The sequence below is a fragment of the Nonomuraea sp. NPDC049684 genome, assembly GCF_044465345.1.
Lineage (GTDB): Bacteria > Actinomycetota > Actinomycetes > Streptosporangiales > Streptosporangiaceae > Nonomuraea.
In genome coordinates, this window is sequence record NZ_JBITLO010000003.1 from 496,492 (window position 1) to 509,912 (window position 13,421).

General features: G+C 71.0%; 10 protein-coding genes. All 10 read left to right on the top strand.

Annotation, left to right across the window (positions count from 1 at the left end; translation table 11 throughout):
- Positions 1-25 precede the first annotated feature (25 nt).
- The 10 genes from ACIBST_RS12620 to ACIBST_RS12665 all read left to right on the top strand — a co-directional run bounded on the left by ACIBST_RS12620 (position 26) and on the right by ACIBST_RS12665 (position 13,348).
- A complete protein-coding gene (locus ACIBST_RS12620; RefSeq protein ID WP_397171293.1) occupies positions 26-1,495 on the top strand; it encodes a hypothetical protein in 1,470 nt (489 codons plus the stop codon).
- Positions 1,496-1,532: 37 nt separating this feature from the next.
- A complete protein-coding gene (locus ACIBST_RS12625) occupies positions 1,533-2,879 on the top strand; it encodes a hypothetical protein (RefSeq protein WP_397171295.1) in 1,347 nt (448 codons plus the stop codon).
- Between the two features lie 38 nt (positions 2,880-2,917).
- The gene (gene def / locus ACIBST_RS12630) at positions 2,918-3,466 is read left to right on the top strand and encodes a peptide deformylase (RefSeq protein WP_357967963.1); all 549 of its coding nucleotides are present in this window, start codon (positions 2,918-2,920) and stop codon (positions 3,464-3,466) included.
- Between the two features lie 2 nt (positions 3,467-3,468).
- Positions 3,469-4,398, top strand: a complete 930-nt coding sequence (gene fmt / locus ACIBST_RS12635) for a methionyl-tRNA formyltransferase (protein ID WP_397171297.1) — start codon at positions 3,469-3,471, stop codon at positions 4,396-4,398.
- Complete coding sequence (locus ACIBST_RS12640) at positions 4,385-5,887, top strand: RsmB/NOP family class I SAM-dependent RNA methyltransferase (protein WP_397171299.1); 1,503 nt, start codon at positions 4,385-4,387, stop codon at positions 5,885-5,887. The genes fmt and ACIBST_RS12640 overlap by 14 nt, the downstream gene beginning before the upstream one ends.
- Before the next feature lie 178 nt (positions 5,888-6,065).
- A complete protein-coding gene (gene rpe / locus ACIBST_RS12645) occupies positions 6,066-6,719 on the top strand; it encodes a ribulose-phosphate 3-epimerase (protein ID WP_397171301.1) in 654 nt (217 codons plus the stop codon).
- Positions 6,720-7,758: 1,039 nt separating this feature from the next.
- Positions 7,759-8,736, top strand: coding sequence for an ABC transporter permease (locus ACIBST_RS12650; RefSeq protein WP_397171303.1), 978 nt, complete (start codon positions 7,759-7,761; stop codon positions 8,734-8,736).
- Positions 8,737-9,576 (top strand): ABC transporter permease, encoded by an 840-nt coding sequence (locus tag ACIBST_RS12655; protein ID WP_397171305.1) that lies wholly within the window; start codon positions 8,737-8,739, stop codon positions 9,574-9,576.
- Positions 9,573-11,642, top strand: a complete 2,070-nt coding sequence (locus tag ACIBST_RS12660) for a dipeptide ABC transporter ATP-binding protein (protein WP_397171307.1) — start codon at positions 9,573-9,575, stop codon at positions 11,640-11,642. The genes ACIBST_RS12655 and ACIBST_RS12660 overlap by 4 nt, the downstream gene beginning before the upstream one ends.
- Entirely contained in the window at positions 11,639-13,348 is a 1,710-nt protein-coding gene (locus ACIBST_RS12665) for an ABC transporter family substrate-binding protein (protein WP_397171309.1), read from the top strand. Before ACIBST_RS12660 ends, ACIBST_RS12665 begins: the two co-directional genes overlap by 4 nt.
- Positions 13,349-13,421: the final 73 nt, after the last annotated feature.

Sequence of the window (13,421 nt, forward strand, 5' to 3'; positions counted from 1 at the left end):
GTTGGTCAGCCGTTAGCGTGCCCCTGTGTCGATCGAATGGGTGAACCAGGCCATCGACGACCTGCGCGCATGGGGGCGCGCGCGGGAAGTCGAAGTGGACGCGGACGAGGTCCGCCTGCTCTGCGACTACGCCAGCGACTATCTCAACGTCAACGAACTGCGCGACTTCACGCCGGAGACCTTCGACGAGCTGCTGCTGTCCATCTACCCGCGCAAGGTGATCGCGCCGCCGGAGAGCGCGCCCGAGACCGTGGCGGCCGCCCGCACGCTGGTGGACTACCTCGGCGAGGCCGGCCACGCCAGCCCGGCCACCGTGGCCGGCATGCGCGCCCGGCTCGACGACATCGGCCCCCGCATGCCCGAGGCGCTGGCCGACCCGGCCAACTTCGGCATGGCCAAGAGCCTGTTCAGCTCGATCGGGCCCGAATCGCTCGAACAGGCGGTGCCGATCCCGTCCGGGGAGCTGCCCGACCTGGGCGAGGCGCCGTGCGACTGCCCGGGCTGCACCCCGCTGCCCGCCGTCCGGCTGGCCTCGGAGGAGGAGCTGACCGAGGCGCTGCGGACCGTTCCGAAGCTGGCCGGCGGCCCCCCACCGGGCGACGGCGAGCCGCTGGACGCCTGGGCCGCGACCGTGGCCCGGCTGCTGGAGGACGACACCGGCGGCGAGATCACCGGCCACGCCGAGCTCGACGAGGGCCTCTACGACCTGTTCGACATGCTCTACCGCCTCCAGGCGCCGGTGCCGCTCCAGGTAGTCGCCGACTACCTGGAGGAGGTCTCGGGCGAGGGCGGCATCGACGTGGCCGGGGCGCTCGACCGGCTGGCCGGGTGGGGCATGGTCCGCATCGACGGCGAGTCGGCCGAGCTGACGCCCCTGGCGGTCTGGGGCCTGCGCGAGCACTACCTCTCGCTCGGCCTCGACGCCCCCGTGGCCCCCGACCTGGGCGAGGCCGACGCGCGCGGCCTCATCGAGGGGCTGCTCGAAGGGCTGCCCGCCGAGCTGGCCGAGCAGGACATCTCCCGCTGGCTGTCCGGCCGCGCGCCGGGCGAGGCCGCCGCCGAGCTGCTGAGCGCCGCCTCCGGCGCGCCCGCCGTGGCCCGCGGCATCGCGATCACCATCGTCGACCGGCTGGGCGCCGAGGCCGAGCCGCAGGTGCGCGACCACCTCGACGACCAGGAGTTGCGCCCGCACGTCATACACTGGCTGGCCGCACGTGGTCTGGGCGCGCCGCCGCTCACCCAGGACGAACTGCTCTGGGTCAGCGTCGACATGCTCGCCCTGGCGATGCCGGCCGCGCGGGAGGATCCGGAGATCTTCGCCGAGAACATGGCGGCGTCCGGTCCGCCGGCCCATCTGATCGAGGAGATGTGGCGGGTCGACCACCCCGACGTCGTCGAGGTTCTGGAGCTGCTCGGACGCTCCATCCCCGACGACACGGTGGCCAAGGCGGCGCGCAAGGCGGCGTTCAAGGCGCGCTCCCGGGCCATCCGTTGAGTACGTCCTTGTGACTGCTGTGCAGTAAGTTTCCTGGGTGGCAAACAATGTCTTCGACCTCGCCGAGCTGCGCAAGCTGATCGATGAGCAGGCCGCCGTGCCTCCACGGCCACCTGAGGAGACCTCCGTGGAGCACGAGGCGCTGACCTTCCCGCCGGTCCTGCTGGCGAGCGACGCCGAGCTGGCCCGCGCGGTGCCCGCGGTGCCGCTCGTCGCCGACGCCATCCGCCTGACCGCCTGGACGGGCAGCCGCGAGGTGGGCGCCGACGGCATGCTGAGCGAGTCCGACGCCAGGGCCGCCGCCGAAGAGCTGGGGCTCCAGGAGTCGCGGCTGCGGCTGATCTGGATCGTCGCGGTCAACACCGGCCTGCTGCGCATCCTCGGCGGCCGGGCCTCCCGCGGCCCGCTGTCGATGCAGCTCACGGTCGAGGCCACGCTGGAGTTCTGGGACGGCGTGGTGATGGACGTCCTCGACCGCGCCGACGAGGGCCTGACCGGCTCCTCCGTGGTCGACGACCACCTGGCCGAGATGCTGGCCACGATCTACTCGGTGCGCTCCGGCGTCGCCGTGGGCAACCTGGCCAGGGGCATCCTGCAGTCGCACGAGGTCGCCTGCGCGCCGGGCCCGGTCGAGATGCGCAGGCTGGCCGCCGCGCTGCCGGCCGAGCTGCTGGAGGCGGTCTCGCTGCTGACGTACTGCGGGCTGGTGGAGCAGACCGAGGCCGGGCGCACGGCGCTCACGCCGCTCGGGGTCTGGGCCGTCCGGCGCGACCTGCTGCGCGAGGGCCACGACGCGCCCACCGCCGCCGAGGTGCAGGTCTTCGCCGACCTGTCGGCCGCCGAGCTGGTCGAGGCGCTGGTGAAGGGCACCGCCACGCAGAGCGCCGTGGCGGGCTGGCTGGAGCGGCGTCCCCCCGAGGAGGCCGCCCGCGAGCTGATCGAGATCGCCGCCTCCGGCACCGCCGGGCAGCGCGGCGCGGTCGGCGCGATCCTGGAGGAGCTCGGCCCCGAGGCCGAGCAGCCCGTGCGGCAGGCGCTCGACCACCCGCTCACCCGCCGCTACGCCGCCTCCTGGCTGCACATCCGCGACCTTGAGGCCCCGCCGCTGAGCCCCGAGGACCATACCTGGATCGCGGTCGACAACCTCGCCGCGCTCATGCACCTGTCCGGTCCGGCCGCCGGCCGCCTCGACATGCCCGAGCCGGGCGAAGACCTGATCAAGCTCGTCGGCGAGATGCCCGCGGTCGGCCACCCCGACACGCTGGCCGTGCTCGACATGCTCGCCGGCGCCCACGACGACCGGGCGGTGGCCAAGGCGGCGCGCAAGGCCGCGATGAAGGCCCGCTCCCTGCGCCACGACCGGCCGCCGGCCCACCGCCGGTAAACTGGGCTGATCCACGTTCGAGAACAGGAGTGAGCCCCTTGGCGATCCAGTCGATCCGGCTGTTCGGAGATCCGGTGCTGCGCACCCCGGCGGCCCCGGTCGTCGACTTCGACAAGGAGCTCCGCAAGCTGGTCAAGGACCTCACCGACACGATGATGGACGCCCCGGGCGCGGGCCTGGCGGCCCCGCAGATCGGCGTCGGCCTGCGGGTGTTCACCTACTACGTCGACGACCGGCTCGGCCACCTCATCAACCCCGACCTCGACCTGTCCGCCGACCTCGACGAGGAGGGCGAGGAGGGCTGCCTGTCCTTCCCCGGCCTGTCCTACCCGACGCCGCGCGCCGTCCGCGCCGTGGCCAAGGGCTTCGACATGCACGGCGAGCCGGTCACGCTGGAGGGCACCGACCTGATGGCCCGCTGCTTCCAGCACGAGACCGACCACCTCGACGGCATCCTGTTCATCGACCGCATGGATCCCAAGCAGCGCAAGCTGGCCATGAAGGCGATCCGCGAGGCCGAGTGGAGCGGCCTGTCCGCCCCCGTGATCAAGATGTCGCCGCACGCCACCGGCGGAAGGGCGCTCTGACGATGCGGCTGGTCTTCGCGGGCACACCCGAGACGGCGCTGCCGTCGCTGCGCATGCTGATCGACTCGCCGCGGCACGAGGTCGTGGCCGTCATCACCCGTCCCGACGCCCAGTCAGGGCGGGGGCGCAAGGTCCACCCCTCGCCGGTGGCCGAGCTCGCGGAGGAGGCCGGCATCGAGGTGCTGCGCCCGGCCAAGGTCGGCGACCCCGCCTTCCTCGACACGCTGCGCGCGCTGGAGCCCGACTGCTGCCCGGTGGTCGCCTACGGCGCGCTGTTGCCGCAGTCGGCCCTCGACGTGCCCCGCCACGGCTGGATCAACCTGCACTTCTCGGTCCTGCCCGCCTGGCGCGGCGCGGCGCCCGTGCAGCACGCGGTGCTGCACGGCGACGAGATCACCGGCGCGACGACGTTCCAGATCGTCAAGGAGCTCGACGCGGGCCCGGTCTACGGCGTCGTCACCGAGGAGATCCTGACCTCCGACACCAGCGGCTCCCTCCTCGAACGCCTGTCGGTCTCCGGCGCCGGCCTGCTGGCCGCCACGCTCGACGGCGTCGAGGACGGCGCGCTGGAGGCCCGTCCCCAGCCGCTCGACGGCGTGACGATCGCGCCCAAGATCAACGTCGCCGACGCGCGGGTCGACTGGTCCAAGCCCGCCATGCGGGTCGACCGCCTGATCCGCGCCTGCACCCCCGGGCCGGGAGCCTGGAGCGAGTTCAGGGGGCAGCGGGTGAAGCTCGGCCCGGCCAAGGTCGCCGTCCGGGCCGACCGGCTCGCGCCCGGCCGGATCCTGGCCACGAAGAGCCACGTGCTCGTCGGCACCGCCACCGACCCGGTCGAGCTGGGCGAGGTGCAGCCGCAGGGCAAGCGGGCGATGAGCGCGGTCGAGTGGGCGCGCGGCGTCCGGCTTGCGAGTGACGATGCCTTCGCGTGACCCCCGCCGGTCGCCGGCCGGATCCACGGGCACCAAGCCCCGCGGAGCCGGCGGTCCGCGCCGCCCCGCCCGCGACCACGCCCGCAACGCCGCCTTCGACCTCCTGCGGGCGGTCGACGAGCGCGACGCCTACGCCAACCTGCTCCTGCCGCGGCTGCTGCGCGAGCGCGACATCCGCGGGCGCGACGCGGCGCTGGCCACCGAGCTGGCCTACGGCACGCTGCGCGGCCTCGGCACCTACGACGCGATCATCGAGATGTGCAGCGACCGCGCGCCCGACCCGGCCGTGCGCGACGCCCTGCGGCTGGGGGCCCACCAGCTCCTGCGCATGCGCGTCCCGCCGCACGCCGCGGTCGGCACGACCGTCGATCTCGTACGCCTGCGCATCGGCCAGGGCGCGGCCAAGTTCGTCAACGCGGTGCTGCGCAAGATCGGCTCGCGCGAGCTGGAGGACTGGATCCCCATCGTCGCGCCCGACTCCGAGCAGGACCCGGTCGGCCATCTGGCCGTCGCCTACGGGCATCCCCGGTGGATCGTCTCGGCCTTCCGCGACGCGCTGGGCGGCGGCGGGGAGCTGGCCGACCTGCTCGACGCCGACAACGTCCGGCCGCTGGTGACGCTGGTCGCCCGGCCGGGGCGCAGCTCGGTGGCCGAGCTGGCCGAGTCCGGCGCCGCGCCCGGCCGCTACTCGCCGTACGCGGCCTACCTGCGCGAGGGCGATCCCGGGCAGATCGAGGCCGTGGCCGAGACGCGCGCGGCCGTCCAGGACGAAGCCAGCCAGCTCGTGGCGCTCGCCCTGACCCGCGTGCCGCTCGACGGCGAGGACGAGCTCTGGCTCGACATGTGCGCCGGTCCGGGCGGCAAGGCGGGCCTGCTCGACGCCGTCGCCACCTACGGCGACCTGGCGGGCCTCGACGGTGACGTGGCGCGTCTCGACGGCGAGCGCCGTCCGGGCGGCGGCGGTGCGGCGGGCGGCGGTTCCGTGGCGTTCCCCGGTGGGGCGCGGGTGCTGGCCGCCGACGTGCAGTACCACCGGGCGCGGCTGGTCTGGCAGACCACCAGGACGGCCTCGGTCGTCACCGCCGACGGCACCGAACCCGCCTGGCGGCCCGGGGTGTTCGACCGGGTCATGCTCGACGCCCCCTGCACGGGGCTGGGCGCGCTGCGGCGGCGTCCGGAGGCCCGGTGGCGACGCGACCCGGCCAGCATCGCCGAGCTGGGCGCGTTGCAGCGGCGGCTGCTCGGCACGGCCCTCGACGCCGTGCGCCCGGGTGGGGTGGTGGCGTACGTGACCTGCTCGCCGCACCTGGCCGAGACGCGCGTCGTGGTCGGCGACGTCATGGGCCGCAGGGGCGACGTGGAGCAGCTCGACGCGCGCGACTACCTGCCGGAGGTCGACGGGCTCGGCGACGGCCCGCACGCGCAGTTCTGGCCCCACCGCCATGGCACCGACGCCATGTTCCTGGCCCTCCTCCGCAAACGCCCCTGACTCCGCTAGTCTCTCGCCCGCGCCGTGCTGGGCGCCCGCCTGCCGGACGCCCGCCTGCCGGACGCACGCGTGCTGGGCGCACGTCCGCCCCTTGGTCGCGCGCCCGTGCGGTGGGCGCGGGTGAGGCGGTGGGAGGGGGAGTCGAGGGGGGACGGGCCGTTCAATAGACTGGCGCATCATGGCCGTACAGATCTCGCCCAGCATCCTCGCCGCCGACTTCGCGCGGCTGGCCGACGAGGCCGCCGCCGTGCCGAACGCCGACTGGCTGCACGTGGATGTCATGGACTACCACTTCGTGCCCAATCTCACCCTCGGGCTGCCCGTGGTGGAGTCCCTGCGCAAAGCCACCCAGACACCCCTCGACTGCCACCTCATGATCGCCGACCCCGACCGCTGGGCCCCCCAGTACGCCGAGGCCGGGGCGGGCAGCGTGACCATCCACGCGGAGGCGTCCAAGGCGCCGGTGCGTACGTTGCGCGAGATCCGGTCGCTCGGCGCCAGGGCGGGGCTCGCGCTCAACCCGGCCACGGCGGTGGAGCCGTTCGAGGGGCTGTTCGGTGAGATCGACATGCTGCTGCTGATGACGGTCGAGCCCGGGTTCGGCGGGCAGAAGTTCCTCGACATGGTGCTGCCGAAGGTGCGGGCGGCGCGGGCGATGATCGAGCGGCACGGCGGGTCGGTCTGGCTGCAGGTCGACGGCGGTGTGACGGCCGAGACGATCGAGCGCTGCGCGGAGGCGGGCGCCGACGTGTTCGTGGCCGGCAGCGCCGTCTACGGGGCCGACGACCCGGTGGCCGCCATCGACGCCCTCCGCGCCGCCGCCACCCGCTGACCGCCCACCCCTCAACCCCCGCCTGTCGTTCCGGGCGCTCGCTCACCGTTCCCCGGCACTCGTCCACCGTTCCCCGGCGCTCGCCTGCGGTTCCCTGGCGCTCGCCGACCGTTCGCCGCCACCCGCTCCACCCTTGCCCGTGTTCCCGCTGTCCCTTCCCGCCACGGGCGTGCCCCGCGCGCTCCCGTGACTCCTCCACCCCTCCATGAGGCGCGCACTACAGTCCTGCCGCCGCGCCTCGGTGTGCTGGGTGCGCGCCCACTGGGGTGCGGCTCACTGAAGGTGCGGTCCAGGGGAGTGCAGGCCCACTGAGGGTGCAGGCTCACCCGGGGTGCAGGCCCGCTCGGGTGCGGGCTCAGGGAAGCGCAGGTCCGCTCGGGTGCAAGCCCCCGGGGGTGTGGGGCTCACTGGGGTGTGGCCCTGCTGGAGGCGCGGGGCTGGGGGAGTGGGCCTGCTGGAGGCGGGGCTCGCTATGTGGCCCGCTGGAAGTTCGCCGCCTACTTGGAGCCGGGGTGGGTGGCGGGGCCGGTTTGGGCGGAGGCGGGGGTGGGGCCGGGTGGGGTGGTGAGCGGAGCGTGAGCGTGGGGGGAAGGGCCCGGGGACGGCTTCGGGCGGGCGGGAGCGTGCCCTCCGACGGAGCCGCCTCGACCACCCGCGTGAGATCAAAAGCCGCGACGTCGCGAAATATCAATCCCCAGCCTATTGATCAGTATGACGTGCGTCACTTTGAGATTGGGTTATTTTTTGTCAGGATTCTGTGACATACGCTGATCCGATAGCGCCGGTTACCGATCTTGGTAACGCGTATTTCCCCAGGTCAACCCCCATGTAGGACCATGACCGACGGCAGCCCCCCACCATGCTTAGTGACCTTACCGTTATGTCGAACTATTGCTGACTGTGATGTTTGGCTAGATATCCTGCGTTTTGATCGCCGTTCCGCGTCATGACTTTTCGCGGCGTAAGACGGTCTTTTTCCATTGCGGGGGTCTTCTCCTACCGGGGTTTCCGGGCCCTCGTTCAGTGCGAACGGAGGGTAATGGGCAAGTACCTGCTCCGCAGGTTGGCGATCAATCTGATCTTGGTCGCGATCGCGGCCAGCTTGGCTTACATGCTCGCCGCGACGACCATGAACCCCCGCGGCGCGTACGAAGGCCGCCAGCCTCCCGTCGCCGAGGAAGTCATCGACGCCACCCTCGACAGCTACAACCTCAACGACAAGACGCCCGTCCTGGAGCGCTACGCGACCTGGGCCAAGGGCGTCGTCACGGGTGACTTCGGCAAGACCTGGAACGGCGGTTCGGTCAACGACGAGATGGGCCGGCGGATCTTCGTCAGCCTCCGGCTGCTGCTGGTGGGCACGATCGTCGGGTTCGTCCTGGGAGTGGCGCTCGGCGCGCTGTCGGCGGTCAAGCAGTATCGGATAACCGACCGGGCGATCGGGGTCGGCTCGTTCGTGATCATGGCGGTGCCGGTGTTCGTGCTGGCCACGCTGCTCGCGATCGCCGCCTACAACCTCAACCGCGGGCTCGGCTTCACGCTGATCGAGTTCACCGGCGAGTACAACCCCAAGCTGTCCGGCTGGGACCAGTTCGCCAACAGGCTGAACCACCTGATCCTGCCGACCATCTCGCTCAGCCTGGGCTCGATCGCCTTCTACAGCCGCATCCAGCGCAACATGATGCTGGACGTGCTCGGCCAGGACTTCGTCCGCACCGCGATGGCCAAGGGCCTGCGGCGCAGGACGGCCCTGATCAAGCACGCGCTGCGCACCGCGCTGATCCCCGCGGCCACGTACTTCGCCTTCGCCTTCGGCACGATGCTCACCGGCGCCACCTTCACCGAGAAGATCTTCGCCTGGAACGGCATGGGCGCCTGGCTGGTCGACTCGATCAACCAGAACGACGTGAACTCGGTGGCCGCGGTCAGCATGTTCGCCTCCGTCTGCGTCCTGTTCGCCGGCTTCCTGTCGGACCTGCTGGTGGCGGCCCTCGACCCTCGAGTGCGGGTGAGCTAAGTGCGTTCCAAGGTTGTTCTCGGGCGGATGCTGCGCAACCGGCAGGCCCGCTACGGCTTCATCGCCCTCCTGCTGCTGGTGGCGCTGGCCTACATCGGCCCCTCCTTCGGCGCCTACGACTGGAGGGACAAGGACTTCCTCGCCTTCCTGTCGGGCCCCTCGTCCGACCACTGGTGGGGCACCACCTCGATCGGCCAGGACATGTACGCCGTCACCCTGCGCGGCATGCAGAAGTCGATCATCATCGGCCTGCTCGTGGCGCTCATCTCGACCGGCCTGGCCGCGATGGTCGGCGCCTTCGCCGGGTACTTCGGCGGCTGGGTGGACCGCGTCCTCATGTGGGGCGTCGACCTGCTCCTCGTGCTGCCCAGCTTCCTGATCATCGCGATCGCCTCGCCGCGCCTGCGCGGCGCCTCCTGGCTCTGGTTCGTGGTCCTGCTGGCGGCGTTCGCCTGGATGATCACCTCCAGGGTGGTGCGCAGCATGACGCTCTCGCTCCGTGAGCGCGAGTACGTGCAGGCGGCCGTCTACATGGGCATCCCCCGCTGGAAGATCATTTTCCGGCACATCGTGCCGAACCTGTCCTCCTTGCTGATCATCGACGCCACCCTCAACGTGAGTGGCGCGGTCATCGGCGAGGCCGCGCTGTCCTTCTTCGGCTTCGGCATCCAGCCGCCCGACGTCTCGCTCGGCACGCTGATCGCCGAGGGCTCCCGCAACGCCACCGGCTACCCCTGGCTGTTCGCCTTCCCCGCCGGGCTCCTGGTGCTGCTGGTCCTGAGCATCAACCTCATCGGAGACGGCCTGCGCGACGCACTCGACCCGGGGAGCAACTCATGAGCATCCTGGAGGTACGCGACCTCACCGTGACGTTCCCCGGCGGCATCGAGGCCGTGCGCGGCGTCAGCTACGACGTCGCCCGCGGCGAGGTCCTGGGCATCGTGGGCGAGTCCGGTTCGGGCAAGTCCGTCACGTCCCTGGCGATCATGGGCCTGCTGCCGCGCAACGCCCAGATCAGCGGCTCGGTCAAGCTCCACGGCCAGGAGCTGATCGGGATGAAGGAAGACGACCTGGTCAAGGTCCGCGGCAAGTCGATGAGCATGATCTTCCAGGATCCGCTGTCGGCCTTCACGCCCGTGTACACGATCGGCGACCAGATCTCCGAGGCGCTGCGCGTCCACCAGAAGCTGGGCAAGGACAAGGCCGCCAAGCGCGCCGTCGAGCTGCTCGACCTGGTCGGCATCCCGCACCCGGACGTCCGGGCCAAGGCGTTCCCGCACGAGTTCTCCGGCGGCATGCGCCAGCGCGCGATGATCGCGATGGCCATCGCCAACGACCCCGACCTGCTGATCTGCGACGAGCCGACCACCGCGCTCGACGTGACCATCCAGGCCCAGGTGCTGGAGGTGCTCAAGACCGCCCAGCGCGAGACGGGCGCCGGCATCGTCATGATCACGCACGACCTGGGCGTCGTCGCGGGCATGGCCGACCGGGTGCTGGTCATGTACGCCGGCAAGCCGGTCGAGCAGGGCAACGTCGACGACATCTACTACCGGCCGCGGATGCCGTACACGATGGGACTGCTCGCCTCGATCCCCAGGATCGACGGCGAGGAGGGGCCGCTGGTGCCGATCGAGGGCAACCCGCCCTCCCCGGCGGCGCTGCCGCCGGGCTGCCCGTTCGCGCCGCGCTGCCCGATGAAGATCGACTCGTGCGACGACGAGGAGCCCCCGCTCACCGACGTCGGCGGCGGCAGGCACGTCGCCTGCATCCGCTCCCGCGAGATCGAGTACAAGGGCCTGACCGGCACGGACGTGTTCCCGGTCCCGGTCATCCCGGTCAGCGAGGTGGTCCGCGTGCCGCGCGAGCAGCGCGCGACCGTGCTGGAGCTGGACAACCTCATCCGGCACTACCCGCTGATGAAGGGCGCGGTGTTCAAGCGCCGCGTCGGCACCGTGCACGCCGTGGACGGCATCAGCTTCGACATCGCCGAGGGCGAGACGCTGGCCCTGGTCGGCGAGTCGGGCTGCGGCAAGACCACGACCCTGCAGCAGATCATGCAGCTCGCCCCGCCGCAGAGCGGCCGGATCGTCGTGCTCGGCCAGGACAGCGCCAAGCTCGGCCCGTCCGGGCGCAAGGCGCTCAGGGGCGACCTGCAGATCGTCTTCCAGGACCCGATGGCGGCGCTCGACCCGCGCATGCCGGTCGGCGACATCATCGCCGAGCCGCTGCGCGCCCACGGGCGCAAGAACGTCAACCAGCGGGTCGCCGAGCTGCTCGAACTGGTGGGCCTGGCGCCCGAGTACGCCGAGCGCTACCCGCAGAGCTTCTCCGGCGGCCAGCGCCAGCGCATCGGCATCGCCCGCGCGCTGGCCCTGGAGCCCAAGCTGCTCGTCCTGGACGAGCCGGTCTCGGCACTGGACGTGTCCATCCAGGCCGGCGTCATCAACCTGCTGGACGAGCTGAAGAACACCCTGGGGCTGTCGTACCTGTTCGTGGCGCACGACCTGGCCGTGGTCCGGCATCTCGCCGACCGCGTCGCGGTCATGTACCTCGGCAGGATCGCCGAGATCGGCACGGTCGAGGAGGTCTACGAACGCCCCGCGCACCCCTACACGCAGGCGCTGCTGTCAGCGATCCCGCTGCCCGACCCCGACATGGAGCGCACGCGCAAGCGGATCCTGCTCGAAGGCGACCTGCCCAGCCCGGCCGACCCGCCATCGGGTTGCCGGTTCCGCACGCGCTGCCCCAAGTTCGCCCTCCTCACCGAGGCCGAACGCCGGCGCTGCGTGGACGAAGAGCCCTCGGTTGCCCGGCTCGCGACCGCCGTGGACCACGGCGCCGCCTGCCACTACGCGGAGGAAGTCGAGGTCATCACGGCCTCGGACGATCAGGAGGAAAAGTGAAGGTTCGTTACCGGGCGGCGGCGGGTATCGCCGTCCTCGCCATGGCCGCGGCGGCTTGTGGCGGTGGTGGCGGCGAGGCCAAGAAGCCGAGCGCCGAGCAGTCGCAGCAGGCTCAGCAGCAGATGTCGGAGCTGCCGGGCATCTCGATCAACCCCGTCCCGTACGAGCAGGTCAAGGACGGCGGCACGCTCACCCTGGCGGTCGGCCAGTGGCCGAGCCAGTGGAACGGCAACCACGTCGACGGCAACCAGCTGGACACGGCGGACATGCTCGACTCGCTGATGCCGATGTTGATGGTCGCCGACTCCCAGGCCAACTTCAAGGCGAACCCCGACTACCTCACCGACGTCAAGATGGACCTGTCGTCGGGCAAGCAGGTCGTCACCTACACGCTGAACGAGAAGGCCCAGTGGTCGGACGGCACGCCGATCACCTGGAAGGACCTCGAGGCGGCGTGGAAGGCCAACAGCGGCAAGAACAAGAAGTTCAAGCCGGCCTCCACCGACGGCTGGGACCGCATCGAGTCGGTCACCAAGGGTGACTCCGACAAGGTCGCCATCGTGACCTACGGCAAGAACTACCCCGAGTGGCAGGGCCAGTTCTCCCGTTCGCCGCACCTCTACCCGGCCTCCCACATGGAGACCCCGGAGAAGTACGAGAAGGACTACCTGCAGAAGATCCCGGTCACCGCCGGGCCCTTCAAGGTCGAGAGCATCAACGAGGGCACCAAGACCCTCACCGTGGTGCGCGACGACAAGTGGTGGGGCCGCAAGCCCAAGCTCGACAAGGTCATCTACCGGACCATCGAGACGCCCGCCGCGCAGGTGAACGCCTTCGCCAACGACGAGCTGGACGCGGTGGAGATCCCGCCGGGCAGCCCGGCCGACCTCAAGCGGGCCAAGGAAGTCCCGAACGTGGACATCCGCAAGTCGCTCAGCCCGAACTGGCGGCACATCACCGTCAACAACCAGAGCGAGTTCCTGAAGGACAAGTCGGTCCGCCAGGCCGTCGCGTACGCGATCAACCGTGACGTGATCACCCAGTCCGACCTCAAGGACATGGAGTGGCCGCTGCAGACGCTGGGCAACCACGTCTTCATGAACAACCACAAGGCGTACGTCGACAACTCCGGCGAGCTGGGCAAGTACAACCTGCCCAAGGCCAAGGAGCTGCTCGACGCGGCCGGCTGGAAGCAGGAGGGCGACGTCCGCAAGAAGGACGGCAAGGAGTTCTCGCTGAGCTTCGTCGTCCCGGCGGGCGTGCCGTACGCCAAGACCGAGGGCGAGCTCACCCAGGCCATGCTCAAGGAGGCCGGGATCAAGCTGACGATCCGCCCGGTCCCCGATGACAAGTTCTTCACCGACTACATCATCAAGGGCGACTTCGACCTGGTGCCGTTCTCCTGGATCGGCACGCCGCTGCCTCTCGGCGGCCTGCCGCAGATCTACAAGACCGGCTCCGAGTCGAACTTCCCCAAGGGCAGCGACCCGGCGCTGGACGCCGCGATCGACGCCGCCGTCGGTGAGATGGACCAGACCAAGGCCTACGAGCTGGCCAACGCCGCCGACAAGCTGATCTGGGACCAGGTGCACACCATCCCGCTGTACCAGCGTCCGGCCATCCAGGCGACCAAGAAGACGCTGGCCAACTTCGGCACCTTCGGGTACCAGGCCCGTGACTACACGGCGATCGGCTTCACCGGCTGATCTCCGTAGCCTCGACGAAAGCCCCCGGCCGGTTCCCGGCCGGGGGTTTTCGGCATGCTTCGCCACCTATCGG

Bases quoted from the DNA above. Each gene is read 5' to 3' on its own strand.
- ACIBST_RS12650 (WP_397171303.1), top strand. From the start codon at position 7,759: ATGGGCAAGTACCTGCTCCGCAGGTTGGCGATCAATCTGATCTTGGTC.
- ACIBST_RS12660 (WP_397171307.1), top strand. From the start codon at position 9,573: ATGAGCATCCTGGAGGTACGCGACCTCACCGTGACGTTCCCCGGCGGC.
- fmt (WP_397171297.1), top strand. From the start codon at position 3,469: ATGCGGCTGGTCTTCGCGGGCACACCCGAGACGGCGCTGCCGTCGCTG.
- ACIBST_RS12640 (WP_397171299.1), top strand. From the start codon at position 4,385: ATGCCTTCGCGTGACCCCCGCCGGTCGCCGGCCGGATCCACGGGCACC.
- rpe (WP_397171301.1), top strand. From the start codon at position 6,066: ATGGCCGTACAGATCTCGCCCAGCATCCTCGCCGCCGACTTCGCGCGG.